We start from the raw sequence: 21,024 nt of genomic DNA, 5'->3' as shown, positions 1-21,024 counted from the left end.
GAGTTCAGCCCTGAAGGGTGGGGAGTGTCATGAATCAGGCTCTGTTACGTAGTCGGTGGTAACGCTGCGTCCTCGTTATGGGAGGAGGATGCGGTGACGGAGGAGGTCGAATCCGGCACGACCGTGCATCTGGCGCATGATCTTCTTGGTGCGGGTGTTGACGCCCTCGGTGCGGCCGTTGTGATGGGGCAGAGTGAGGCCGGCGTTCACGGCGGCGCGGTCGAGTTCGAGGCCGTTGCAGAAGCTCTGCAGGTGAGGCAGGTCAGCGGCGCGGACTGCGTTGACCCACTCGGTGAGCCGGGCGTCGTTGCCCGCGGTAGGGGTCAGCAGCTCGACGAAGTCGCGGACGAGTTGGGCGAGTTTGGTCATCTCGGGGCATGCGGCGGTAAGGGCTACCAGGAGGGCGGTCTCCTTGGTGCGCAGATGGTCGGGGTGGGTGAGCAGGAGCCGGGTGGCGCGGCGTGGGGTGGTCACCGGGCGGTCGCCTTCGGCGCGCCCTGGTTGAGGTAGCGGTAGAGCAGGTTGAGGCTTCCGGTGTAGCCCTGTTACTTGATCTCGCGGAACAGGAGGAGGACGGGCACGCCGGGATCGGCYGCGCGCCTTGTGCGCAGGTGGCCGCGGTAGGGATCGACCAGGGTGGGTCGGTACTGGGGGGGCGATGCGCAGCATGGTCGGCTCGGGGATGCGGGCGTAGCGTTTGACGGTGTTCAGGGCCAGGCCCAGGCGGCGGGAGCAGTCGAGCAGGCCGACGCCCTGGCCGAGCAGGTCGTGGATCTTGTGCCAGCGGTCGCGGGTGGTCTGCTCGCGGACGCCGCCGGGGCGTGGTGGGTTGACAGTGGCCCAGCAGCCGGCGTGGGTACGGACCTTGAGCTGCTCCTGCTTTCGTGGAGTCCCTGAAGCCTGGGTTACGATCCAGGCGTAAGGAGAACCACCAGCAGTGCCAGCACCCCGTAAGTACCCCGATGAACTCCGCGAGCGCGCCGTCCGCGAGGTCCGCTCGACCGGCCGGCCCGTGGCGCACGTCGCCCGCGATCTCGGCATCCACAAGGAGGCCCTGCGGTCCTGGGTCCGCCAGGCCGAGGCCGACGACGGTGAGCGCGACGACCGCCTCACCACCGCCGAACGCGACGAGCTGAAAGAACTCCGCAAGGAGAATGCCGAGTTGAGGCGGGCCAACGAGATCCTCAAAGCGGCCGGCGGACATGCTTCCAGGCAGCGCAACATCATCGCTGCCGCTTGCGGCGATGACTTTTCAAGCGGCACAGGGCCTGGCAGTGCGGGCCAGGTAACTACTCACCGGGCCCGCCCCCGGTTCACGCCGGAGGTGGTCACCAGTCGTCGCACGGTGAGGGCGACCTCTCCCACCTGCAAGCCGGTCAGCTGAGCCACCCGCTCGGCGACGTCCTGCCGGATCCGCTCGCAGACCTGGGGGAAGTCGGAGGGGGAGGGCAGCTCCATGGTCCGGTGCAGGCGCACCGATCCGGTACGGACGGCAGTGGAGGCGCTGGGCGCCGCCGGTCCGCTCGGGGCGGGCGGGAGGGCGGCGCGCCGGGACTGGGCCGTGCGTGCGGCCCGGGCGGCGATACGGGCGACCACCCTGTCCGGGATGACGGTGGCGCCCCGCTCGGCCGGCAGCGGCAGACCGGCGGCCCGCCCCGGTGGGCCGGACCCTTYRCCGGGAGGTGGGGAACCGGGCCGGGTCCTCACCGCTGCCTCCGTCCGCGGACGTCGAGGTCGCCCTGCACGACGAGGCCGACGATCAGCCCCGCCGCCCCCAGGACCAGAACCAGCAGAAATGCCCAGAAGCCGCCGAAGTAACCGGCGAAGCCCAGGGCCATGCCGGCCGCGAGGCCCGTCGTCGCTGTGTYCATCATGCACTCACCCGTCTCGCGAGCGTCGTCCGCGTGATCAGCCGCTYACGCCGGGACGCGGCGGCGGCGGTGGTCACGGCGGATCACCGCACGCGGCCCTCGTCCGGTTCGGCCCCTTCCTCCTCGTCGGGCAGGTGGACGTCGTCGACGGCGATGTTCACCTCGACGACCTCCAGGCCCGTCATCCGCTCCACCGCGCTGATCACGTTGSTGCGCACGTCGCCGGCGACGTCGACGATGGAGACGCCGTACTCGACGACGACGTCCAGGTCCACGGCGGCCTGGCGCTCGCCGACCTCGACCTTCACTCCTTGTGTGACGCCGCCGCCTCCGCCGGGGACGTGTTCCCGCATGGCGCCGAAGGCGCGGGCCATGCCCGCCCCGAGGTTGTAAATGCCCGGTACCTCGCGGGCGGCCATGCCCGCGATCTTGGCCACCACGCCGTCCGCGATGGTGGTCTTCCCCCGGGTCTCGGCCGGAGTCCCGGCTCCGGTACGGCCCTTCAGGGCGCTCACGCCCGCCTCGGACCGGCTGTCCGCGCCGACGCCGGTGATGTTGTCCGTCATGGCGGTCGCCTCGATCGGTCGGCCGGGCACCGGTGTGGTGCCCGACGAAAGGTTGGACATGCGGGGCGGATTTCTCACACACATGAAGTGTGACGTGCGGCACGCATTTGTGCAGGGGTACGCGCTCGTTCCGAGCCCGCGCGGGAGTGTCATGATCGAACGCACTGCTTCCCCCCAGCTGGGATGCGACCTGCCGGACCGCCCGCTGCCCCACCGGCTCCGTCAGGTGCGCCGATCGGTCCTCGACTCGGCCGGACAGGACCTGGGGCTTGCCGTGACGGCCGCCGACCTCACCGTGATCGACGTCTTGGAGCCGGAGCCGCCCCTCGGCTCCGGCCTTTCGACCGGCGGTGGTACGTGATGACCGCCATCCGCACGACCACGCTCCTCGGCGTCGCGGCCGAGGCAGCCCTCGCGGTCCCTGGCGTGGCGGGCCTGCACCCCCGCCTCGCGGCAGCCGCCGCGCCCACTCGGACGGACACCACCCCTCACCGCACGTCGCCCGAGGCAGGTATCCGCGCCGACCGGGCGCCGGACGGTYCGGGAGGGCACATCGAGGTGCGCTGCGTCCTGGCCGAGGGCCGGCGGGCGCTGGACATCGCCCGGAACGTCCACGACCGGGTGGGGGCCGCCGCCATCTCCCACCCCGCCGCCCTCGGTGCCGCGGAGCGGGTCACCGTCGAGGTCCCGGTGACCCGTATCGCCGCCCGGCACGGCGCGGCATGAGTTCCGAGGGCGCTGTCACGTTGTGGAGGGTGTGAGTGCCCGACGGGGTGGCGGGTGTGATGGGGCCGGGTTCCGGCTTTCGTGCTCAGGCCGCGGCGGGCCGGCCGCGACGCCGGTGACCTGATCCCAGAGGGCGAAGCGGAGGGTCGTCTCGGTGCGGTAGTGGGCGGCGGTCATCGGGTGGCGGCGGGGCCGGACGTGGGGTGAGATGCCGCTGAACGCGGCCAGGGACCGCTGCGCCCCGCCGGCGGAGCGGAAGCCCTGCATGGCGCGTTCGCGCCGACGGGTGGGCTGGTGGCTGTTCTCGGCCCGGTGGTTCCGGCCCTGGTGACAGCGGTGCCCGGCGGAGGGCATGACCTCGCGGTGGGCCGCGCCGCAGGAGCGCAGCTGGTCGGTGACCACCATCCGCGGCACCGAGCAGGTTCTCTGGAGCAGTGTGCGGAAAACCCGCCGGGCCGCGGCGGTGGCCCTTCGGCCCCGGCCAGGAGGCCGGGCACGGTGCCGGCGGCGTCGACGGCCCGCCACCGGTACTGCCGCACACCGTTGATCCTCACGAAGACCTCGTCCAGATGCCATGTGTCGCCCAGCCGCCCACGCCGCCGGCACAGGCCGTCGGCGTAGCCCTGCCCGAACGTCGCGCACCAGCGCCGGACCGTCTCGTGCGAGACGAGCACGCCGCGCCCGGGCAGCAGCTCCCCGGCCTCGCGAAAGCCGAGCGGAAAGCGGACGGACCGCCCCACGCAGTGGGAGATCACCTCGATCGGGTACCGGTGCCCCTGCTACGACGGCGGCGCGGACGACACGAGCGATCCCCCTGTCCGGCACGATCAACTCCAAGATCATCCCAGGCCGGTCAGCCCACGTGACAACGCCCGCCGAGGTCCTACCGGATGTCGATCGCTGCATCCCAGCGAAGCCGCCGCTCGCCTGGCCGCATCGATCGACTGATAGACAGCCGGCCGCGACATCCGCGCTGCCTGGGCCATGAGATCCATGGAGCTGCGCCGGTATCCGTACCCGCCGAAGACCCTGAACGCTGCCGAGAGGATGAAGCAGCCGCCGTGGACGGCGTTCGGATCCCCCGACGTTCGGGGCAGGGGRCGTGTCATGCCATCGCTGGCTGCGCGGGCCCCCCGGGCTCTGTCCGCTCGGTGGCGACCTGCCGGCCCTGGTCGCGTGCGGCGCGGTCCCGCTCGATGTGCTGGTGTTCGGCGCGCTGGCGTGCGGCCTGCTCGCGGGTGATCACTTCGGTGGCGGCGCCGACGGCGACCGCGATCGGCCACTCGACGGCCTCGACCACGGCCATGGCGCCGAGGAGGCCGTAGAAGGCCAGCTTGCGGGGCGAGGGGAGCAGGGATGTGGCCGTGGACGCGGGCGCGGTCTTGMGGGGTTTGGAGAACATGTCCCCCGGGGTCACGTAGGGGATCGGAACCCGGGCGTGGGCCGTGTGCAGGTGCAGCAGCTTGCCGCCCGTCCGCTTCTCCTCCGGGCGCTCCGTCGGGGCCTGCTGTTGCGGTGGCTGGGTCTGTGCTTCTGGGGAAGTCATCTCCGTCCTCTCCTGCCGTGCGGCGTGAGTGGCGAGGGSTCTTCCTGGCCGCCTTCCATCAATGCACGCGAATAAACCCGTCTGAACGGAYAATTCGGKCAGGCTGGTTCGGGGRTCACTCGGGCGCGTGCGGCCGCTCAGGCGTGTGCGGCCGCCGGGTGCCCGCTCGTGCCGAAGGTCTTCCAGAGCTGGACGGCCASTCGGACCACGGCGGCCTCGAGCAGGGCGACCGCCACCTGGGTCAGGATCGTGGTGAAGATGTGCGGCATGGTCCGCCGCCTTTCGTGTGTGTCGTGCCGGGKACGACTCCTTTGTCGGCCCTCATGTCATCCAGCAGGCTGCACMCAGGTGTKCTGCAGGTGAACTTTTTTCAGCGTSCCGGCGGCGCCCCGGACCGCGAGGGGCACCAGCACCGAGCCCGCCGCCGACGCCAGCGCGATCGTCCAGGCCGCGGGGCCCAGGGGCCGGCTGCCGAAGAAGTGGCTGAGCCCCGGCACGCTCACCACCACGCCCAGCACCACCAGGGACCCCACCGCGGCCGCGGCCGTRSYRMCGGYGSCGGCCGCGGCCGGATGTGGCGGATCAGGGCCTTGCCGAGCGAGGCCTCCGGGCCCTCCGCGAGCAGCCGGTCGGCGGGCGGCCGGGCGGCGATGGCCATGGCGGGCAGCAYSCCTGTGGGTGCTGTCACGGTGGCTGACCGGGTGGGATGATCTTCGGGTTGGTCATGGTGGAGGGGGACCGTCCGTGGACAGCGCGCCGCCGCCGTACAGGGGGCATCGGTACCCGGTCGAGGTCATCTCTCCCTGCGTGGGGCGGTACGTCCGCTTCCCGCTCGGCTTCCGCGAGGCCGGGGAGCTGCTGCTCGCCCGTGGCGTGATCGGGTCCTACGAGAGCGTCCGGTGGTGTCTGAAGTTCGGGCAGGCCTGCGCCGCCGACGTGCGAGGCCGGGCGACAGGTGGCACCTGGACGAGGTCTTCGTCAGGATCAACGGGAAGCTGACGTACCTGGGGCGGGCCGTGGACGCCGACGGCGCCGTGCTCGACATCCTCGTGCAGAACCGCCGGGACAAGCCGCGGCCAGGCGGTTCTTCCGCCACCTGATGAAGAAGACGCGTGCGGTCCCGCGGGTAGTTGCCACCGATAAGCCCCGCTCCTACGGCGTCGCTCACCGCGAGGTCATGCCCTCCGTCGCGCACCGTTCGCACCAGGGCCTGAACAACCGGGCCGAGAACAGCCACCAGCCCAATGCGAACGCGCGATGAAAGGCTTCCGCAGTACCGGCGGGGCGCAGCGGTTCCTGTCCGCCTTCAGCGGTATCTCACCCCACGTCCGGCCCCGCCGCCACCGGATGAGCGCGCACAGTTACCGAGCCGAGATGACCATCCGCTTCGCCATCTGGGCCCAGATCACCGGCGCCGCCGGCCCAGCACCCCCTGAACACGCGGCCGGAACCTGGCCCCGCCACGCCCCAACGCACCTCCTCACTCAACAACGTGACAGCGCCATCCGGCGAGTTCGCCGTGCCCCTCGGTTCCCCGGCACGGGGCCTGACCGGGCACCTCGTCACCCTCGGCCTGTGTGCCTGTGGAGGGGCCTGATGGTTCTTCAGGATTCCTGAAGAACCATCAGGATCTAGGTGGATCCATCGCTCCCGTCTGCCGGGCTGACCTGCGGCAACGGAAGATGACAGCCAGGACGAACCCGCGGGATATCGCATATTCACCCGCCGCGCGCTGTTCGGCGTTCTGGAGTGTCCTGCGGGCCGCGGCTCCGGCCCCGGGGCGCTGCGCCCACGCCCCCCTTCCGAGGAAACACGGTCCCCCGCAGGGCGCAGCGCGGGGAGAGCGTCAGCTGCTGGGACGCACCCAGAACTCCCAGATGGAGTAACCCCACTTGGTGGCCCGGGTCACTCCATGCATGCGGACGTAACGGAACTCGCCCGCGCCGCTGACAGCGAACTCGTCGACCGAGTCATCGCTCTTGCCGCGAACGGAGCGTACCGTGGTCCAGCTCTCCCCGTCGGGGGAGACGAGGAGGTCGTAGTCCCGTGCGTAGGCACCCTGCCAGTGCAGTTCGACCCGTCCTGAGGTGATCGGGCGGGCGAGCTCGACCTGGATCCATTCGTCGTCGGTGTAGGCGGCGGCCCACCGGGTGTTCTTCGATCCGTCGACCACCAGATGCGGGGCGTAGGCCGGGGAGTACTGGCTGGACGCGGTCGCCGCCACGACGAAGGCGCCGGCCGTGGTCACCGAAGCGAGCGGCGCCGTGTCGATGCTGCCGATATTGCCCGCGGCGTCCACGGCCACGACACGGTAGTGCCAGGTCTGCGCTTGGGGGCCGAGCCCCGTGTGGGTGAAGTCGCTGGTCGGCGCCTTCGTGAGCAGGGTGCCGGCATCGGCGGTGAACCCCTGCTCCTGGGACCCGTGGACGAGGTAGTGGTCGATGACCCGCCCGCCCGCGGGCGGGTCCCATTCCAGCTGCACGGACTGCAGCGCGGGCGTGGCCGTGGTCTCCGCCCGCAGCTCGCAGACCGGCCCGACCGGCTTGCGGTAGTTGGCCTTGCCGTGCGGAGCGGCGGCTGCCGGAGCCGCGGACGCGGGGGCGGCGCCGAACGCCACCGCGGCGCCGGCGGAGGCTGCGACGGCGGTGACCGCCCGCTTGGAGAAGAGTCTGCGGGTGGTGCCCTCGTCGCGGGGCGCCTGCTGAGGTGTCTCCATCTGGATCGCTTTCCTTCCTTGACCGGGCACTGCTAGGCGAGTTCGGCGCCCGGCCGGCCGTCTTCGATGACATAGGTGGCGCGGGTCGTGACGGGGGCGTCCGGCGTGGTCACGCTCGGGAGGACCTTGAAGTCGCTGCGCCACGATTGGGCGTCCAGACGGCAGGACACGTAACCCCGCTGGATGTTGTAGAACTTGACGTGCGGATTGACCGCCAGCCCGGCCCGGCCCAGGTTGTCGATGTCCTGGCCGTTGCCACCGGAGCTGATCGACGTGCCGACGAGTTCACTGGCGATCGTCCGTGAATTCGGGTCGCGGTAGTCGGCCTTGATGTCGGCGACCAGGTTGCGGTGCCAGTCGCCGGTGAGCACCACCGGGTTGCTCACACCGCGCTCTGCGATGCCGCCGAAGATCCTGTCGCGGGAGGCCACGTAGCCGTCCCAGCTGTCCATGCCGAAGCCCTCCCAGCCGTCCTTCGGCAGCGCCGGGTCGGTCTCCGAGCCGTGGTCGAACTGCGCCACGCGGATCTGCTGGGCGAGCACGTTCCAGCGGGAGCGCGAGGCGGTCATGCCGTCGAGCAGCCACTTCTCCTGCTGTCCGCCGGTCAGCGTGCGCGCGGGATCGAACCTCTCGTCGGTGTCCGGGGCCGCCATCGGGGACCGGTACTGGCGGGTGTCGAGGACGTTGAACTCGGCGAGGTCACCGAAGGTGAAGCGCCGGTAGAGCCGCATGTCGGGGCCGGTCGGCACGGAGGTGCTGCGCAGGGGCAGGTTCTCGTAGTAGGCGCGGAATGCGGACGTCCGGCGTTCCAGGAACTGATCCGGCCGGGGCGTCGGCGTGTTTCCCTCCGGGGTCTGACCCGACCAGTTGTTCTCGACCTCGTGGTCGTCGAGCGTGACGATCCACGGGAAGGCCGCGTGCGCCGCCTGCAGGTCGGGGTCAGTTTTGTAGAGCGCGTACTGCGTCCGGTAGCGGGCGAGGCTCACCGTCTCCGTGGCGAAGTGGTCGGGCACAGTCTGCTTGCGCGCACCGCCGTTCGCCGGGATTCCGTACTCGTAGATGTAGTCGCCTAGGTGCACCACGATGTCGAGGTCCTCGGCGGCCATGTGCCGGTAGGCCGTGAAGAAACCGTCCGGCCACGCCTGGCACGACGCGAAAGCCAACGCCATTGAGGCAAGGGGGGTATGCCGGGCCGGGGCGGTCTTCGTCCGGCCGACCGGGCTGTCCGCGTCGCCGGTCCGGAACCGGTAGAAGTACTCCCGTCTCGGTCGCAGGCCGCCCACCTCCGCGTGGACCGAGTGGCCCAGTTCGGGGGTGGCGACGATGTTTCCACGCCGCACGACCCGCCGGAACGCCTCGTCCTCGGCCACCTCGTACTGCACCGGGACCGGCCGCAACGGCATCCCGCCGTGGCCGTCCTCGGCCAGGGGGTCGGGCGCCAGCCGGGTCCACAGGACGACGCCGTCGGGAAGGGGGTCGCCGGACGCGACGCCCAGACTGAAGGGATTGTTCTGGTACTTCGGCGCCGCGTATGCCTGTTCTGCGGGGAGAACTCCCGTTCCCAGTGCCAGGGCCGCGGCGCTGACGCCTCCCAGTTGGAGTATGCGCCGACGGCCCATTCGTCCACCGAAATCGCCGAACTCGTGTGTGCTCACTATGTCCTCCTCCGACACTTTGGCCGAAAGTGAACGTTTCTTCAGTGCTGTGGCCGGGCAGGGTCAGGTCCCTCACTTGCATGTGAAAGCCCGGTGAACCGTTGGGCGTTGAACTCCACGCCCGAAACCTTGCAAGTGACGGCCGGTCCTCGACGGCTGGACGGGGAGGCAAGGACGCGTGTCAGCGCATGCGGCAGGGCACCGTGTACGCGCCAGCGTCATCGGGCCCAGGCCCGTGCGCCCGGCGAGCACCGCAAATGGTCTGAAGTTGCCCCGGTTTGATGGACAACCTTTCGCTTCGGGGCACTGAGTCCCGCAAGGAGGAGTCCATCGCGCCAAGGACGCGTCCTGCCTGCCGGGGTTCGGGGAGTGTCCGAGCAGGGATGACCGCTCCGGCGTTCGGTTTCCTGAACGCGTGGTGGTGGTGTCGGTGGGGTGGGTGGGGAAGTTCCGCCGGAAGCTTCGGGTGTTGGCGCGGGTGCGGCGGGCAGCGTGGCGGTGGGAGCAGACCGAGCGGGAACGCCGGGGGGGGGCGCCGGCCTTTGCCCGGGAGGAGAAGGTTTCGGTGCGCAAGGTTACCGAGGCGGCGGGGCTGCCGCCGACGCGGGTGCATCAGCTGCCCAAGGACGCCGGCCCGGATGCCCTGGAGGCCGCGCTCGGGCTGCTGCGTGCCGCGGGCCGGCCGGCCCCGGAGACCCGGGCGGTAGCGACGATGAGGAGCTGTCCGGCCGTGCGAGCATCGCCGAGGGCTTACGGGACGAGGTCGGCCGGATCCGCCGGTGCGCCGACTGGCTTGATCACCTGGACGGGAAGCCGTCCCTGCTGGCTGCCGACATCCGCCCCGAGGGTGACTTCCCCGACATCTGCGCCGTGCCGATCCGGCTGTCCAAGGTGGCAGAGGTGCTGCGGCGCATCGCTTTTGCCATCGACGAGTTGGCCCGTGCCCGGCGTGTGGACGACCTCCAGGCGGCCAAGGCCGCCGACGGCCCGCGTGCCGAGCACCGTGGGCGGTCGGCCGAACCGGACCTGGAGTACGCCGAGTTCTGCGACCGTACCCAAACACCCTGGCGTTCCACGGTGCAGGGTGACCTCGCCTGGACCGCGTGCCAGGCCGAACGGCGTCGGCGCACAGAGACCGACGAAGACCCCTTCGAGGCGTACCACCCATTCCGCCAGGGCCGCTGACCGGGGCACCGAAGCGTTCAGGAAACCGAACGCCGGAGCGGTCATCCCTGCTCGGGCACTTCCCGAACCCCTGCCCGAATACGGCCGCCGTACGAACGCCCCCGCCGCCCACCGCGCCGGTGGCGTTCGCATGCGTTCCGGAATCAGCACACGCCCCGCACGCGTCCCATACGGGACAGCAGCCACACCCGTGGGAGACCCGTGAACCGCACCACCGTCGCCTTCCTCACCATGCTCACCGCATGCAGCATCAGCGACAACAGCGAGCCCGACGCCAAACCGGTCACAGCAGCGAAGGTGCCGGCCTACGAGATCACCCAGGGGTGAGCATGTCCAGAGCCAGTCGCCACTTCTCGCGGTGCGTGACCTCGGGCGGAATGCGGGTGAGGGCCCGGCGTTCGGTGTCCGCCGCCCATTCCTTGGGCAAGAACAGCCTGTGGGGCTCGGAAAGTCCCGCTGCAGGCCAGGGCGGCAATGCGGCGTCGGCCGACACCATCTCTGCGTGATCGTATCGCTGGTGTACCGGGTGGCCCGGAGGCTGCTGTCCGCCCCGGTGGTGCTGCCGCGCCGCGCCACCGCCAAGGACGCCGGGCTGCTCGTGCCGCGGCACGAGAACGCCGTCCCGCGCCGGCAACCGGCCGGCCCGGTCCGCTCCGGGCCGGCCGACCGGTTCCGGTGCGCCGCCCCGCCCGTGCCGATACCCCGGCGACACCGGCGCGAAATCTTCTCGGTCGCCCCGCCACCCTGCTCGCCCGGCACCGCGGGTTCGTCGCCGCCCCGTGGGATCACACCGCGCGCCGACGCACGGACGCCCACCCGCCCCAGCGGCGATCAGGACGCTCGTGCTGCGGCCGACCCGGGACGATCCGCGGTGGGGACACCGGCGCACTCCAGGGGGAGTCGGCCCGACTCGGGCATCGGATCGCCGCCCCGACAGCCCGGGAGACCTCCACGCCGCGGGCACCGGCCCGGCGCCGCGTCGTGTCGGCCCGACCCGGCGCGCGTTCCCGGCCGCCCGGGCCGGGGCATCATCGCGGCGGCCTTCCTCCGCTCCGGCACCGCGCTCGGCCCGGGGCGGTACACACCGGTGTTCCCGGGCACGGCCCGAGACGCCTGCGCCGCACCGAAAGGCACCGCCCGCCTTACCCGGGAGCGGGCGGTGCAGCAGACGCGGAATCTCACCGCCGCCCCGGGCCGGCGCAGAAAGTCTCTGCGGTTCCTGCCGCGGGACCGCGACGGCAGGTATGGTGCGACGCGGTCTTCGCGGCCGGGGAGTCGGCGGCGCTCTTGAGTGCCCCGCGGGCTCCTGGGATGAACGCCCCCCCCCCGCGAGAGGAGCATCGGCGGCATCCGGCGCGGGATGCTCGACCGCGTCCTGATCGTGGGCGAGGCTCACGCCCGCCACGTCCGGGCCGCCTGCCCACGGCACGACAGCGCCCGCCGCCCTCACCGGGCCGGTCGCCGACTACCGCCTGCCGCCGAGGAACGGTGTGACGTCGCAGGGCACGCCCGCGAGGTCCGCCGGGTGCTGCGGACCCGGCTCCCGGGCGGCGTGATCAGCGCGTACCGCTGCACCGCTTGACCGGCGCCGACGACTTTTCGAGCAGCACACCCTCTCGTATGAACAGGGTCAGCGGCCCGAAGTCTTCGACTCGGGCGCCGGAGCGGGGAACCGCGTCGTAGTACTGCTCAAGTCGGTCCAGCAGCTCACGGCGATCAGCAAGGTCCACAGACGTCACGCCGAGCATCCAGGCAGGAGCTCGGGAACGACTGCCACCGCATTACGTCCGGTCACGGCCGGCTCCTGGAGGAAGCGGTGCTCAACTGCCGACAGCGGTATCGCGAACCAGGTCGTTAGGGCTCGCAGAAAATCAAGCTGTTGCTTCCGTGGATCTGGCTCGTTGACGTGGTATGGGCATATCGCAGGAGGTTCGTGACCAACTCGCCGTGAGATTGACGGTGTTGTTCCCGCACCTGGACGAGCGCCAGCGCCGTCTGCTGATGGGGGCCGAGGCCCGGATCCTGGGGCACGGCGGGATCCGGGCTGTTGCGCGGGCGGCCGAGGTCAGCGAGACCACCGTCCGCAACGGCGTCGACGAGCTGGAAGCGGGGGCGGAGCCGCTGGGTCGGGTCCGCCGCCCCGACGTCGGCCGCAAGAGGGCCGCCGAGGTGGATCCGGGGCTGCGTCCGGCGCTGTTGGCGCTGGTCGAGCCGGACATGCGCGGGGACCCGATGTCGCCGCTGCGCTGGACGACAAAGTCCACGCGCAAGCTCGCCGCCGAACTCACCCGGCAAGGCCACCGCGTCTGTGCGGACACCGTCGGTGACCTGCTGCGCGAGAAGGGTTTCAGCCTGCAGGCCAACGCCAAGACGATCGAGGGCACGCAGCACCCGGACCGCGACGCCCAGTTCCGCTACATCAACGAACAAGCCCGCGATCACCGGGACGCCGGGGAACCGGTGATCAGCGTGGACACCAAGAAGAAAGAGCTGGTCGGCCAGTACAAGAACGGCGGCCGTGAGTGGCTGCCGAAGGGGGAACCGGCCAAGGTCAAAACGCACGACTTCCTGGACCGGCAGGGGCCGGGCAAGACCATCCCCTACGGGCTCTGTGACATCGCGGCGAACACCGGCTGGGTCAGCGTCGGCACCGACCACGACACCGCCGCGTTCGCGGTCGCCTCGATCCGCCGCTGGTGGCAGGCGGTTGGCCGGCGCGACTACCCGCAGGCCAACCGGCTGTTGATCACCGCCGACGCGGGTGGCTCCAACGGCTACCGCACCCGGGCCTGGAAGAGTGAACTCGCCGCCCTGGCTGTCGAGACGGGCCTGGAGATCACCGTCTGTCACCTGCCGCCCGGGACGCAATGCCGTTGTTTGACTACTGAACTATCGTCGCCTGCAGTGTGATGGTCCTGGCGGGCACGTGGCGTGGTAGGGCTTTCGGTTTGCCCTTCGGTCGGTAGGAGTACAGCGAGTTGGGCCGTTTCAGGAAGCGGTCTGCCTCTCGCAGTCGGCGGGTGCCGCTGTCGAGTTTCCGGCGGACCTTCGCCGCCAGCGCGGTCAGGAATCTGCGGATCTTCGGTGGGGTGTCGGCGAGCTGGCGGACCACGCTGCGTCGGGTGTGCTTGAGGACCTTGACGAACGAGATGCGGTCCGGGTCGATGCCGTTGCTGTCGGCGAGTTGCATGATGATGCCGGTCAGGCAGTGGTGCACGACCAGGTGCGCCCACACTTCCTGGCGCACCAGCTGCGGGTCGGTGGATCGCAGAACTTCCTGCCGGCCCCGCTGGAAGGTCTTGATCTGCCGATAGGCCGATTCCACCTCCCATCTTTCGTGATACAAGACCGCCAACTCCCTTGCTGAGTAGGCGTCGTGATCGAAGAGGTCGGTCAGCAACCTGATCACTTCGCCCCCGTCGACGCGGTACTCGATCACGCGCACCAGCACACCGCCCGGATGGGCACCCTTCTGCCCCGCGAGGTTCATGCGCGCCAGATAGGTGCCGTCGGGCAGGTGTCGTACCGGGCGGCGTGCCACACACGAGCGGGCCCGCAGCAGCAGGTGGGCACCGGCGCCGGTATACGCCTTCCACAACTCCACCCCGGGGAACCCCCGGTCCATGATCACGAGCATCCCGGAGGCCGAGGCGGCCATTGCCACGGCTGGGTCGCGTTCACCGCTGTTGTAGCCGCCCACCCGGGCGTCGATGGAAGAGTGCGTGCCGGTCTCGGTCAGCGTCACGACTCTCACCTGCGGAAACCCGCCCGGTTTCCCGCTGGAGTCTTTCGGGCCGCCGAAGGCGAGTCGGTTGGCCTCGTTGTCCGGCACGTCCAGCAGGAACCCGTCGACCGCAGCGAGACGCATCCCCCGGTAGAAGGCCCCGGCCAGCCCCGCAGGGGCCCGCGGACCGGCCAGGCGGTGGAAGATCCGCTCGACGACCTCCGGTCCCAGGCGCTCCCGAGCCCGGGTGAAAGACGCCTTGTGCGGGATGCACTCGCTCAACTCCTTTATTCCACCTACCAGTTGTTCTGCCACATCGTCGTAGGAGTCCTGATGGAAGAGCGCAAGCGCGAGTGTGAAGTAGACCATGAACCCCGTCGGCAACGCTCCCGGCCGACGGTCCCGTTTGCGACACTCCGACAGGACCTCGTCCACCAACTCGGGCGTCACCCACTGTGTGATCAAGCCCAGCCGCACTCGCTCAGATACCCCGCTCCACGGATGCACACCCCGCATAACGGCGCGACGCTCAGTCCGTCACCACCAACTCAATGAACCTTCAAACAACGGCATTGCGCCGGAAGCAGGAAGTGATGCACAGCCCCGTCCGGCAGACCGGCCTCCGCCTCCGTCAACGGGAACCGCTCGGGCGTCGCCCCCAGCCAGCCGCCCTTCTTCAGCCGCTCCGCCGAGTACACCTCCCGCCGGCCGCCGATCAGCGAGTTGCCCCGCCGCAGGTGCAGCCCGAACCAGGGCGCCTCCATGCCGGGGTGCATGGTGTTGAGCCACAGCGACACCTCCGCCAGCTCCACGGCCGTGGAGTTGAGGTCGACGCCGTAGGAGTTGTGCAGCGCGATGTACGCCTTGGCCTTCTGGAGCTCGACCGCGTACTTCTCCGTGTCGATGGCGACGCCCAGCTCGTCCTGCCGCCGCCGCAGGTACTCCGCCGCCACCTGGTTGATGGCCTCGTTGAGGAACGCCCCCGACCCCAGCGCGGGCTCGCAGATCTTCCAGTCCAGCAGCTCCCGCGCCTCGGTCGTCGTCCCGTCCTGGTCCATCCGGTGCTGCAGGGCGAGCTGGACGGTCACCTTGGTCAGCGACTCGGGCGTGTAGTAGGACGCGGAGGTCTGCCGGTCGCGCCCGGACAGCCGGTACACGAACGAGCCGGGCCGGTAGCGGACCCGTACCTCCTCACCGGTCTCCTCGTCCTTCCGGCACACGAAGACGGAGTCGGCGTACTCGTCCGCCCGGGAGGCCGGGACCAGCCAGGAGCCGTCCTTGGGGTCGCCGCCCTTGGCGACCTCGTACAGCTCCTCGCCGGCCACGAAGCCGGAGTACGACATCAGGCCCTCGTAGACGGCGCCGAGCTGGTTGATACCGAGCTGGGCGTAGGAGATGAACCCGCCGCGCTCGCCCTTGCGGCCCCGGGTGAGCATCAGCAGCCGCAGGACGCGGTACAGGGTGGCGTTGCGCAGCCGGGTGTCGAGGTAGGCGGGCTCGCCGGTCTCGTCCTCGTCGACGCGCGGGTCGACGACCGAGCGGGCGCCGATCAGCTCGATCGAGGCGGGCTCGAACAGCTTGGAGTGCAGCGGCTCGAACCGCAGCCCGATGTCCTCCGACACCGGCTCGGCCTCGGACGCGGGCCCGCCGTGGGTGCGGCGCGAGCGGTAGCCCTCCTGCACCTTGCGGAAGAGCAGGTCCAGGGACTCGTAGAGGTAGAAGCCCTCGCGGGCCTTCTCGCCGACCAGGTCGCGTTCGGCGACCAGTTCGCCGAGCCGGCCGAGGCCGTAGCCCTGGTGGTACTCGGGGTAGTCGGAGGGCAGGATGCCCAGCTCGGGGCGGGCCTCCGCGTACAGCAGGAACAGGATCCGGTACAGGTAGCGCAGCGACTCGCGGGTCAACTGCTTCGACAGTTCGGGCAGTTCCCTGACCTCGTCGGGGCGTACCCCGGCCGCCCGTACCCGCTCCAGGACCTCGTTGGCGATCAATTCCACCGACAGCCGCAGCCCGTCCCGCAGGTCCGACGACACCCCCACCGCGTGCTTCGTCGACTTGTCGACCAGCCCGGCCAGCGGGCTCTCCCCGCCCTCCTCCGGCGTGCGCAGCGAGTCCGCGCCGAACAGTCCGGCCAGCGTGTCGAGTTCACCGCCGGCCTTGCCGTCGTTGCGCTCCAGGGCCGCGTCGAGGGAGGCGGCGAGGTAGCGGCCCTCGCCCCAGGCCGCCCGGTCGGCGAGCACGACCACGCCGCCGACCAGCAGCAGCACGTAGCGGGGCGCGTCCTCGCAGGCGAACAGGAACGACGCCAGCTTGGAGCCGGTGGCCAGCTCGGCGGAGCCCTCCAGCGGGACCGGGTGCAGCAGCCGCCCGGAGCCGTCGGCGTCGAGGGCCGCGTCCGGTTCCGCCGCCCAGCCGCAGTCCAGGGCGATCAGGCCGGGCTCGGCGTGGGCGACGTGGACCTCGTAGGAGTGGTCGGCGCGCTGCACGGTCACCGTCCGCGGCTTGGCGTCGTAGCCGAGGGCGCGCAGCACCGAGGCGTTCAGCTCGGCGGCCCGCTCCTGCCAGGCGGGGGAGCCGTACGTCGTGACGTCGTCCGGTTCGGCCGCCGCCTCCGCGAACCCGGCCCGCGCCCGGAAGTAGGGGCGGCGCAGCTCGCGCAGACCCACGCGCGGGGTCACCGGCAGGGCGTCCGGATCGGCCACCTGCGTGTCCCGCGCGGCCTCCTCGCGCTCCTTCCAGGCCGTCAGCAGGCCCGACTTGAGATCCTTCGGGAACACCTCGGCGAGGTAGTGCGCGGAGAAGTAGTCGCCGCGGTTGACGAGGGAGTCGTACGTCATCGTGGAGAACCTTCGGGACGGGTCAGACGGCGGCGGGGTCGAGGACGGCGAGGACCCGCAGCAGCGGGCGGCCGGTGGTCAGCAGGGAGTCGGCCAGGTCGGCGAGCTGGGACTTGGTGTGCCCGCCCGCCAGCGTGGGCTGCTCCCAGTCGCCGAGGCGCTCCTTGTACTCCTCGATGGGGCCCAGCAACGCTCGGTCCCAGGCGTCGCGGTGGCGGCGCAGGAAGTCCTCGGCGGCCCGGAGCGCGCCGGGGATGCCCGCGCCCAGCGCGTCGAGGTCGTGCGGGTGGAGCGAGTTGGCCATGGTCGGGCCGACGCCCGCGCGGCGCAGCACGCCCACCATGTCGTCGGTGACCCCGCCGTCCCGTACGGCCATCCACTTCACCACGGTCGGCCGGCCCAGCGCGTTGGAGTAGATGCCCTGGACCAGATAGGTGGGGCCGTCCACGTCGGCCGTGACGACCGGGGCCTCCTGGCGGCCGAGCCGGACCAGCACCTTGTCCGTCAGCCACTCCACCACCGGATGGAGGTCCGTGAGCAGGGAGATCTCCGGCTAGCTCGACGCCGACGACTCCCGGGCCCGCACCAGCGACCGGTCGGCCAGCCTGCGGTTCATGGTGACCAGCAGCCGCTCGTGCAGGCGCTGTTCACGGCGGTAGTCGGGCGGGAGCGCCTTCATGCGGTGCAGCAGGTCCGACGGCGGCTTGAAGGAGATCAGACCGCTCTCCTGGTCCCGGTCCAGCTCCAACTGGCGCTGCGCGTCCGGGAACACCTCGCGCAGTGCCTCGTCCAGGAACTCACGGGTGCCGGAGAACAGGCGCGGCACGTCCGCCGGGGCGGGCGGGGCGTCACCGGCCGGCTCGTCGGGGTCGTCGCCGACCGCGCCGAAGAAGTCCGCGAGGAAGTCGCCGCCCGCGTCCTCGGCCTCGGCGGCCTCCTTCGTGGCGTCCAGGGACTCGTCGACCGTACGGCCGCGCAGCAGATCCTGGATGAGGGACTTCTCCTCCGCGTCCGCCCGGTACAGACCCGATACCGCCTCCGCCGTGCCCAGACTGCGGTGCGCCTCGTCCTCCCGCTCCAGCAGCCGCTCGGCCACCGTGCGGTCGTCCTTCGCGCCGTCGGTCCCGCTGGTGAGCAGCAGCGCGCGGAACTCGGGCGGATGAGACTGGCCGTAGCGGTCGATGCGGCCGTTGCGCTGCTCGATGCGGATCAGCGACCAGGGCACGTCGTAGTGCACGAGCTGACGGCACTGGCGGTGCAGGTTGACGCCCTCGGAGGCCACGTCACCGGTGAACAGCATCCGCACCGGGGTGTCCGCCAGGCCGAAGTCCTCCACGCACTGCATCTGCTGCTCGTCCGACAGCCCGCCGTGCATCACCCGGGCGGCCTCCTGCGCCGCTCTCCCCTTGAAGCCCAGCGCCGCCGGGACCACCCCGCGCAGCCACTCCAGCGTCTGGACGCGCTCGGAGAAGACGACGACCCGGGTGTCGCTCTTCGGGCCGACGCCGATCTCCCTCAACTGCTCCACCAGGGCACGGAACTTCGCCGAGTCCGCCTCCGTCATGCCGAAGGCGAGATCGTCGAGGCGCTGGAGCGCGGCCAGTTCGGCCTCCGCCGCCGCGCCCTCCTTCTCCTTCACCGTGCGCATCCGGTTGTCGACCGTCGCCGCCAGCGCCGTGTGCGAGGAGAGGAAGGACTTCAGCAGGGTGTAGGGGAACAGGCGGCTCTCGCTCACCGACGGGCGGCCGTCCCCGGGCAGCCACACCTCGGCCAGCTCCTCGAAGATCCGCTCCTCGGCGCCGGTGGCCGGACAGTGCACCGACGTGGAGGGGCCCCGGTCCGCCCACTGGCCCTTCATCTGCTCGCGGACCTCGGGACTGACCTTGGTACGGCGGATGAAGAGGTGCTCGATGTCCTTGGCGTCGTAGCGCTCCGGGTCGCGGATCGCGGCCGGGTCGAGGAGCGAGATCAGCTCGGCGAAGGAGCGGGCGTCCCCGTTGTGCGGGGTCGCCGAGGCCAGGATCAGGGCGTCGGTCTGCGGGGCGAGCAGGCGGGCGAGCTGGTTGCGCAGGGAGCCGCGGTTGATCAGGTTGTGCGATTCGTCGATGACCACCGCGTCCCAGCGGATGCGCTCCAGGTGATGCTTGTACTGGTCGGTGTTCTTCAGCGTGTCGATGGAGACGATGACCCGCTTGAAGTAGGTGAACGGGTTGCGGCCCGCGGGGATCTCCCGCTGGATGCGCTCGATGCCCACCGAGTCCAGGCGGATCAGGGGGATGGCGAAACGCGTCCACAGCTCGTGCTGGAACTGCTCCAGGACGTGCTGCGGGGTCACCACCAGGATGCGCTCGCCCCGGCCCCGGCGGATCAGCTCCGCCAGCGTCAGCCCGATCTCCAGCGTCTTGCCGAGACCCACCACGTCCGCGATGAGCATGCGCGGACGCAGGTTCCGGCCCGACAGCGCGAGCTGGGCCGGGCGGTGCTGGTAGGGGAGCGGGTCGAGCAGGAAACCGTCGGCGAGGGCCAGACCGCGCTCGGACTGCGGGAGCGGGGTCTTGCGCAGCACGGCCTCCAGGAACAGGCGGCTGCGGCGGAACGTGGGGGAGTCGTCGGAGATCAGCGTGGTGCGGCGCGGATCCATCAACTGCACGTCGTCCAGGGCCGTGAAGAACACCGCCTCCTGGTCCCGCACGAACTCCGAGACACCCACCGCCTCGATCCGGTCGCCGTCGTGCGCCGTGCGCGTCACGTTCCGGACCAGCCACTCCTCGTCGCGGACCTCGATCTGCGAACCGGGCGGGTACTTGGCCGTCTCCGGCACGCTGTCCGGCCGGGCCTCCTGGACGACACCGGTCTGCTCGACGGTCACGCGCGCTGCCTCCTGTACTGCTACGACTGTGCTGCTGCGGTTCGCGGGGTGCGGGGACGTACCCGGGTGTCCTCGTGGCGGCCGAGTACGCCGGGCGGGAAGGCGGCGGGTCAGAACCTCGCGCGCCGGGCGTAGGCCTCGCGCACCTGCTCGGCGACCCGTCTGGCGTGTGCCGAGGTGCGCAACCGCCCGGGAACCGCGCGCCGGCGTCCCGGCCGCACCGGGGAGGCGGGGCCGGGCGGCGCCGGACGGTCCGGATGCCGGTCACGGGCCCCGGCCACCGGCCGGTCCTGTGCCGCCGTGGCCGCCGGCCCGGCCGCCGGTTCCGCCGTGACCGCCGGTGGACGGGCGGAGCCGTCCGGCGCGAGCGGGACCGGGACCGCGGGCGCGGTCGGGCCGTCGGGCAGGGACGCCCGCGCGGTCGGCGGGCTCGCGAACGGGTCCGTGCCGGCGTGCGCCGTACCGCGCACGGCGGGGGCCGCGGTGTGCGTGGTGAGGCGGCGCCGGGCCTGGGCGACCTTGAGCCCCTGGCCCTCGATCACCGCCCGGCAGGCCGTGACGACCTCCGGCAGGGCGGGCCGCAGTCCCGGGTCGCGGGAGAGCATCGAGGCGAGCAGCGGGACCAGCTCCTCGGGCACACCCGTCAGGTCCGGCTGCTGGTCCGCCGCGGTGAGCAGGTGGAAGAGGGCGTAGACGCTGTCGGCCCGGAACGGGTAGTGGCCGCTCACCGCGTACAACAGGACCGCGCCGAGGGCGTACACGTCGACGGGCGCCGTGAGCGGCCGGACCCCGGCCGCCTGCTCGGGCGCCATGCACGTGGGCGTGCCGAGCACCGTGTGGGGGGCGGTCAGCGAGGAACCGGACTCGGTGAACACCGCCAGCCCGAAGTCGATGATCTTCGGGCCGTTCGGGCCCAGGATGATGTTGGCCGGCTTGAGGTCCCGGTGGAGCAGGCCCTGCTTGTGGACCCCGGCGAGCCCCTCCGCCAGCAGGGCCCCCAGGGACGCGGCCAGCACCGCGGGCAGCGGGCCGTGGGTCCGTACGTGCCCGCGCAGGTCCGGACCGTCGACGTACTCCGTCGCCAGCCACGGCTGGCCGGCGTCCGCGTCGGCGTCGAGGAAGGCGGCGACGCGGGCACCCGAGACCGTCTTCAGCACCTCGATCTCCTGCGCGAACCGCAGCCGGGTCTCCGAGTCGACCACCGACGCCTTGACCACCTTCACCGCCGCGGGCTCCCCGCCCGGCGACTCCCCGAGGTAGACCAGGCCCATCCCACCGTGGCCGATGCGGCCGAGCAGCTCGAACCCGCCGAGTTCGGCCGSRTCSGCCACG

Annotated in this window: 16 protein-coding genes and 6 pseudogenes; 7 read left to right on the top strand and 15 right to left on the bottom strand. The window is 71.3% G+C overall.

What is annotated here, in order from left to right:
- Nucleotides 1-75 precede the first annotated feature (75 nt).
- Nucleotides 76-867 (bottom strand): annotated as a pseudogene (locus DIZ27_RS24810) (transposase); the annotation flags it as partial.
- 70 nt (nucleotides 868-937) lie between these two features.
- Here DIZ27_RS24810 and DIZ27_RS48810 point away from each other — a divergent pair.
- Nucleotides 938-1,384: a transposase gene (locus DIZ27_RS48810; protein WP_109380672.1), complete on the top strand. Its 447-nt coding sequence runs from the start codon at nucleotides 938-940 to the stop codon at nucleotides 1,382-1,384.
- A gap of 319 nt (nucleotides 1,385-1,703) precedes the next feature.
- Here the strand turns inward: DIZ27_RS48810 and DIZ27_RS45895 are convergent, their stop codons facing one another.
- Together DIZ27_RS45895 and DIZ27_RS24795 are read right to left on the bottom strand one after the other, a co-directional pair.
- Entirely contained in the window at nucleotides 1,704-1,874 is a 171-nt protein-coding gene (locus DIZ27_RS45895) for a hypothetical protein (protein WP_181383688.1), read from the bottom strand.
- Between the two features lie 80 nt (nucleotides 1,875-1,954).
- A complete protein-coding gene (locus DIZ27_RS24795) occupies nucleotides 1,955-2,437 on the bottom strand; it encodes an Asp23/Gls24 family envelope stress response protein (RefSeq protein WP_109380766.1) in 483 nt (160 codons plus the stop codon).
- Between the two features lie 151 nt (nucleotides 2,438-2,588).
- On the opposite strand from DIZ27_RS24795, the gene DIZ27_RS24790 reads away from it, so the two are divergent.
- Nucleotides 2,589-2,798, top strand: a complete 210-nt coding sequence (locus DIZ27_RS24790) for a hypothetical protein (protein ID WP_109380670.1) — start codon at nucleotides 2,589-2,591, stop codon at nucleotides 2,796-2,798.
- On the top strand, nucleotides 2,798-3,163 hold the full coding sequence (locus DIZ27_RS24785) for a hypothetical protein (protein ID WP_109380669.1): 366 nt from the start codon (nucleotides 2,798-2,800) through the stop codon (nucleotides 3,161-3,163). The genes DIZ27_RS24790 and DIZ27_RS24785 overlap by 1 nt, the downstream gene beginning before the upstream one ends.
- Before the next feature lie 96 nt (nucleotides 3,164-3,259).
- On the opposite strand, the pseudogene DIZ27_RS24780 reads toward DIZ27_RS24785, so the two are convergent.
- The 4 genes and pseudogenes from DIZ27_RS24780 to DIZ27_RS47345 form a co-directional block, all read right to left on the bottom strand.
- Nucleotides 3,260-3,924 (bottom strand): annotated as a pseudogene (locus DIZ27_RS24780) (IS6 family transposase); the annotation flags it as partial.
- Nucleotides 3,925-4,002: 78 nt separating this feature from the next.
- Complete coding sequence (locus DIZ27_RS48805) at nucleotides 4,003-4,272, bottom strand: helix-turn-helix domain-containing protein (protein WP_109380668.1); 270 nt, start codon at nucleotides 4,270-4,272, stop codon at nucleotides 4,003-4,005.
- Nucleotides 4,269-4,709, bottom strand: coding sequence for a hypothetical protein (locus DIZ27_RS24770; RefSeq protein ID WP_109380667.1), 441 nt, complete (start codon nucleotides 4,707-4,709; stop codon nucleotides 4,269-4,271). The genes DIZ27_RS48805 and DIZ27_RS24770 overlap by 4 nt, the downstream gene beginning before the upstream one ends.
- A 137-nt stretch (nucleotides 4,710-4,846) precedes the next feature.
- Entirely contained in the window at nucleotides 4,847-4,978 is a 132-nt protein-coding gene (locus DIZ27_RS47345) for a hypothetical protein (protein WP_258308529.1), read from the bottom strand.
- Between the two features lie 475 nt (nucleotides 4,979-5,453).
- Between DIZ27_RS47345 and DIZ27_RS24760 the strand changes: the two are divergent.
- A pseudogene (locus tag DIZ27_RS24760) lies at nucleotides 5,454-6,107 on the top strand (IS6 family transposase); the annotation flags it as partial.
- Nucleotides 6,108-6,555: 448 nt separating this feature from the next.
- Here DIZ27_RS24760 and DIZ27_RS24755 read toward each other — a convergent pair.
- Complete coding sequence (locus tag DIZ27_RS24755; protein ID WP_109380666.1) at nucleotides 6,556-7,425, bottom strand: discoidin domain-containing protein; 870 nt, start codon at nucleotides 7,423-7,425, stop codon at nucleotides 6,556-6,558.
- Between the two features lie 32 nt (nucleotides 7,426-7,457).
- Nucleotides 7,458-9,044, bottom strand: coding sequence for an alkaline phosphatase (locus DIZ27_RS24750; protein WP_109380665.1), 1,587 nt, complete (start codon nucleotides 9,042-9,044; stop codon nucleotides 7,458-7,460).
- 906 nt (nucleotides 9,045-9,950) lie between these two features.
- On the opposite strand from DIZ27_RS24750, the gene DIZ27_RS24745 reads away from it, so the two are divergent.
- Together DIZ27_RS24745 and DIZ27_RS47340 are read left to right on the top strand one after the other, a co-directional pair.
- Nucleotides 9,951-10,265, top strand: coding sequence for a hypothetical protein (locus tag DIZ27_RS24745; RefSeq protein WP_109380664.1), 315 nt, complete (start codon nucleotides 9,951-9,953; stop codon nucleotides 10,263-10,265).
- Between the two features lie 201 nt (nucleotides 10,266-10,466).
- Nucleotides 10,467-10,592: a hypothetical protein gene (locus DIZ27_RS47340; RefSeq protein WP_258308528.1), complete on the top strand. Its 126-nt coding sequence runs from the start codon at nucleotides 10,467-10,469 to the stop codon at nucleotides 10,590-10,592.
- A gap of 1 nt (nucleotide 10,593) precedes the next feature.
- Here DIZ27_RS47340 and DIZ27_RS24740 read toward each other — a convergent pair.
- Nucleotides 10,594-10,701, bottom strand: a pseudogene (locus tag DIZ27_RS24740) (transposase); the annotation flags it as partial.
- 1,120 nt (nucleotides 10,702-11,821) lie between these two features.
- The gene (locus DIZ27_RS24730; protein WP_181383687.1) at nucleotides 11,822-12,004 is read right to left on the bottom strand and encodes a hypothetical protein; all 183 of its coding nucleotides are present in this window, start codon (nucleotides 12,002-12,004) and stop codon (nucleotides 11,822-11,824) included.
- A 172-nt stretch (nucleotides 12,005-12,176) separates the two neighbouring features.
- Here DIZ27_RS24730 and DIZ27_RS24725 point away from each other — a divergent pair.
- Nucleotides 12,177-13,130, top strand: a pseudogene (locus tag DIZ27_RS24725) (ISAzo13 family transposase); the annotation flags it as partial.
- 16 nt (nucleotides 13,131-13,146) lie between these two features.
- Here DIZ27_RS24725 and DIZ27_RS24720 read toward each other — a convergent pair.
- The 4 genes and pseudogenes from DIZ27_RS24720 to DIZ27_RS24705 form a co-directional block, all read right to left on the bottom strand.
- Nucleotides 13,147-14,505: an IS4 family transposase gene (locus tag DIZ27_RS24720; RefSeq protein ID WP_109380662.1), complete on the bottom strand. Its 1,359-nt coding sequence runs from the start codon at nucleotides 14,503-14,505 to the stop codon at nucleotides 13,147-13,149.
- A 32-nt stretch (nucleotides 14,506-14,537) separates the two neighbouring features.
- Nucleotides 14,538-16,823: a hypothetical protein gene (locus DIZ27_RS24715; RefSeq protein WP_258308527.1), complete on the bottom strand. Its 2,286-nt coding sequence runs from the start codon at nucleotides 16,821-16,823 to the stop codon at nucleotides 14,538-14,540.
- Nucleotides 16,824-16,845: 22 nt separating this feature from the next.
- Nucleotides 16,846-19,644 (bottom strand): annotated as a pseudogene (locus DIZ27_RS24710) (DEAD/DEAH box helicase).
- 158 nt (nucleotides 19,645-19,802) lie between these two features.
- Nucleotides 19,803-21,024 (bottom strand): protein kinase (locus tag DIZ27_RS24705; RefSeq protein WP_309074901.1); only part of this gene is annotated, 1,222 nt, incomplete at its 5' end.

This window comes from Streptomyces sp. NWU339, from assembly GCF_003143855.1.
Classification (GTDB): Bacteria; Actinomycetota; Actinomycetes; order Streptomycetales; family Streptomycetaceae; genus Streptomyces.
This window is presented reverse-complemented; position numbering and strand designations above follow the sequence as displayed.